Annotated in this window: 2 protein-coding genes and 2 rRNA genes; 2 read left to right on the top strand and 2 right to left on the bottom strand. The window is 61.9% G+C overall.

Features of this window, described 5'->3' with window-relative positions:
* Positions 1 to 286, top strand: a 23S ribosomal RNA gene (locus E1809_RS26180); the annotation flags it as partial.
* 167 nt (positions 287 to 453) lie between these two features.
* Positions 454 to 570, top strand: a 5S ribosomal RNA gene (rrf, locus tag E1809_RS26175).
* Positions 571 to 937: 367 nt separating this feature from the next.
* Here the strand turns inward: rrf and E1809_RS26170 are convergent.
* The gene (locus E1809_RS26170) at positions 938 to 1,348 is read right to left on the bottom strand and encodes a VOC family protein (protein ID WP_133207135.1); all 411 of its coding nucleotides are present in this window, start codon (positions 1,346 to 1,348) and stop codon (positions 938 to 940) included.
* A gap of 437 nt (positions 1,349 to 1,785) precedes the next feature.
* A complete protein-coding gene (locus E1809_RS26165) occupies positions 1,786 to 2,370 on the bottom strand; it encodes a dihydrofolate reductase family protein (RefSeq protein WP_133207134.1) in 585 nt (194 codons plus the stop codon).
* Between the last annotated feature and the right edge of the window lie 1,131 nt (positions 2,371 to 3,501).

Raw genomic sequence — 3,501 nt, 5'->3', positions numbered from 1 at the left:
GCGCGCGCAGGAAATTTGAGAAGGGCTGTCCTTAGTACGAGAGGACCGGGACGGACGAACCTCTGGTGTGTCAGTTGTACTGCCAAGTGCACCGCTGATTAGCTACGTTCGGATGGGATAACCGCTGAAAGCATCTAAGCGGGAAGCTCGCTTCAAGATGAGATTTCCACCCACCACGAGTGGGGAAGGCCCCCAGCCAGACCACTGGGTTGATAGGCCGGATGTGGAAGACAGGACTAACGACTGTTGAAGCTGACCGGTACTAATAGGCCAACGACTTACACCACACACCACCCCCCMAACACGGGGTGTGGGACTTTACACTGCTTGCGTCCACTATGTGGTTCCCGAACAACAACCGGAACCAAAATAACTGAATAACAACACCACATGTTGTAACCCACAGTTTTCCCACCCACCCCCAMCACCGGGGGCAGGGYCGGGTGAAAAGGTTACGGCGGTCATAGCGTGGGGGAAACGCCCGGTCCCATTCCGAACCCGGAAGCTAAGACCCACAGCGCCGATGGTACTGCACCCGGGAGGGTGTGGGAGAGTAGGACACCGCCGGACAACACTCAAAATGGTCGAGACCCCCACACCCCCGGGTGCGGGGGTCTCCCACTTTAACCACCAAAACACCACCAGGCACCCGGACCGGCGTCGGGGGAAACCCACCCGGCACCCAGACCGGCGTCCCCGGCAAAGCGCGCCGAATATGCGCAGGCGTCCCGGGAAACCCGCCCGGGCCCGAGCCGGCGTCGGAACAACACAACCCCGGCTCAGCTATCCCGGCCGGGAACCCCCGCTCACCTACCCGGGCCGAAAGACCTGAGTTGGCTCTTTGGCTTGGTGGGTGAGTTTCGGGACCGTGGACGGCCTCGAGCATGGCTTGCCACGCTGCTCGCCAGACGGCGTCTCGAGCGGCGCAATGCGGGGATCAAGCAGACTTCGGGCGCAGATTTCCGGCGTGCAGGGGCGAGGCGTCGCCCACGGACCAGACGTGGCCGAACGGGTCGACGAAACCGCCTTGGCGGTGCATTCCCCACGGCATCCTGTGGTCTACGATCGGTGAGCCGGGGGATGCCCCGGCGGCAATCGCCTGGGCCACGAAGGCGTCCGGATCCTCGACGAACAGTTCGATCCGTGTGCTCGTAACGCCCGCGCGGTCGGGGCTTGTCTCGGCGGGGTTGCGGGGGTTGACCTCGTGGAGGAAGAAGGGCGCGCCTTCGACAGCGAGCCCGGCCACGCCACCGAGGTTCCAGAGTTCGACGGCGCCTAGGGCCTTCCGATACCAGGCGACGGCCGTCGTCGCGTCCGGAACAATGAGCATCACCGAAATGACAATCACGCGCTGCCTGCCTTTCACGCCGGCCTTGTCAGGCCTGCGGGGTCGATGAGGCCTGCGGTCACCCTACCGCTGCCGGCCTGCCCAGTCACGAGGTCGGCTTTTGACGCAGTCCGCCCGTCATGGGCTCGCCGGGTTCAGGCCGCGCGCACCCGTCGCCAGCCCGGCGTCCACACAACCAGGGCGAAACGGCTGAGGGCCATTCGCGCGCCCGCTACCGGCGGTCCAGCCACCCGGGCGCCGTGGCCGCAAACCAGCCGCTCCGTGAGCCGCGTCAGGAGGGAACCCCCGTGCACATACCCCTGGCCGAAAGACAGACCCCTGCTTACCCGTGGGTGAGCCGCCGGTGGAATGCTCCGAATCCGTCCTTGTCCGCTGCGGGCGGTTTCAGCCAACTGGCGCTGCAGCCAGTGTGTTCTGCATCTTCGGAGGAGTAACGCTCACCGCCGCTTCTCGTATCGGGTCAGGAGGACGCCGTCGGGGAAAGCCGTCTTCTCCACGAGTTCCAGGTTCACCCAGTTGTCCAGTGCGACGAAGAAGGGAGTGCCGCCGCCAACCAGGACCGGATGGGTGACTAGAAGGTATTCGTCGATCAGTCCGGCTTGCAAGGCCGTCCCTGCGAGGGTTGCGCCGCCGATTGCCATTGGACCGCCGTCCTCGGCCTTGAGCCGGGTGATCTCGGCGACGGCATCGCCGTTGACCACTCGGGTGTTCCAGTCGACCTTTTCGATCGTAGAGGAGAACACAACTTTCGGAGTGCTGCGCCAGTTGCGCGCGAATTCGACCTGCGCCGCGGTCGCGTTGAGTTGCTCGTCGCCAGTCGGCCAGTATGAGCTCATCGTTTCCCACAGCTTGCGTCCGTACAGCGACAGGCTGTTCGCCTGCTCCCGCTCTAGCCACCACTGGAACAGCTCGTCGCTCGGCACGCTCCAGCCAATGTCGCCGGATGGTGACAGGTGTCCTGGACCGTGTGCGGAGATATATCCGTCCACTGTCACATTCATGCCGTAGCTCAGCTTCCGCATGGCGTCAGCATCCATGATTTGGCATCAACCCACAAGAGAAATCTTCATGAGAGAGGCGCGGCAGTGCCGTAAACCGGGATGGTTTCGGGATGGTGGGAGATCGCCTGGGTCGGCCGACGAGTTCCGCAATGTCTGCGGCCCGGTTTTGAGCCCGACGGCGGTACTCATCGAGTGTCTCACCTCACCTGCCGGGCGACAGGGGACGTATCCATGATCGTGGTCACCTCCCTGAGCCTCTCAGCCGTGGCGGTCTTGAACCCGGTGAAGCCGCCCGTCGGGTCAGGCTTTCGTCGACCCCGATCGCAGCTGCGCTATCCAACCGGCTAGGGCAGCAACAAGTAATCGGCCGGCTTAGGGCCAGGGCGTCATCGTTGGGGTGCTCCATGCCATTGCCAACCCCTCGGTGACCCAGGAGATGGTGAGGACCCAGCCGCCTATCCCGTCCTGGCGCGCCGGCCGGTACTACACGCTCAACCGCAATGAGTCCCGAAATCCTCAAACAAATGCAGTCGAGTCTTTCGTCACATCGGTCGATATCCGCTAAATGTCTGAATGCACGGATGAGTCTGGTGGATATGGCCACAAAGGCCGTAGTTGGGAATGTTGTCGTGCATTTGCGTTCACATTTGTGGTGGAGGCGACGTTTTTTGTTTTTTGGGTGGTGGTGTTTGTTTGGGGTGGTTTTGGGGCTGGTTTTTGGTGTGGTTTGGGGGTTTTGGGGTGGTGTGGGGGTGGATTTGCGTGGGGGTGTGGGTGTGTGTAAAGTAGTTCGAGTCGCCGGCGCTGATGCGTGTTGATGGCGGCGAAAACCCCCCTTTCAAATGGCCTGGTAATGGCGTGCTTTTGTGGCGTGTTGTTGTTGGGTGGGGGCCGGGTGCGTGGCTGATTTGCTTTGGTTGCGTGGTTCGGGTAAGTTTGGAAAGTTGCTCCGGAGCGATCCTGACGGTTGTTGGGTGGTGTCGGGTGTGTCTGTTGTTTGAGAACTCAATAGTGTGCCAAGTTTGTTGATACCGATTGTTTTTTGATTGGTTGATTTGCTGGGCTGCTGCGCACCCCCGTGTGTGGTGGTCTGGTTTTTTGGCTGGTTTCAGATTTTTGCGATGCTTTGGTGGTCTTTTTCCGGCTGCCGGG

The organism is Arthrobacter terricola, assembly GCF_004354015.1.
Taxonomy (GTDB): domain Bacteria; phylum Actinomycetota; class Actinomycetes; order Actinomycetales; family Micrococcaceae; genus Arthrobacter; species Arthrobacter terricola.
The sequence above is the reverse complement of the archived record's forward strand: the minus strand, read 5'-3'. Positions and strand labels throughout refer to the sequence as shown.

Bases quoted from the DNA above. Each gene is read 5' to 3' on its own strand.
- E1809_RS26165 (WP_133207134.1), bottom strand. From the start codon at position 2,370: ATGCGGAAGCTGAGCTACGGCATGAATGTGACAGTGGACGGATATATC.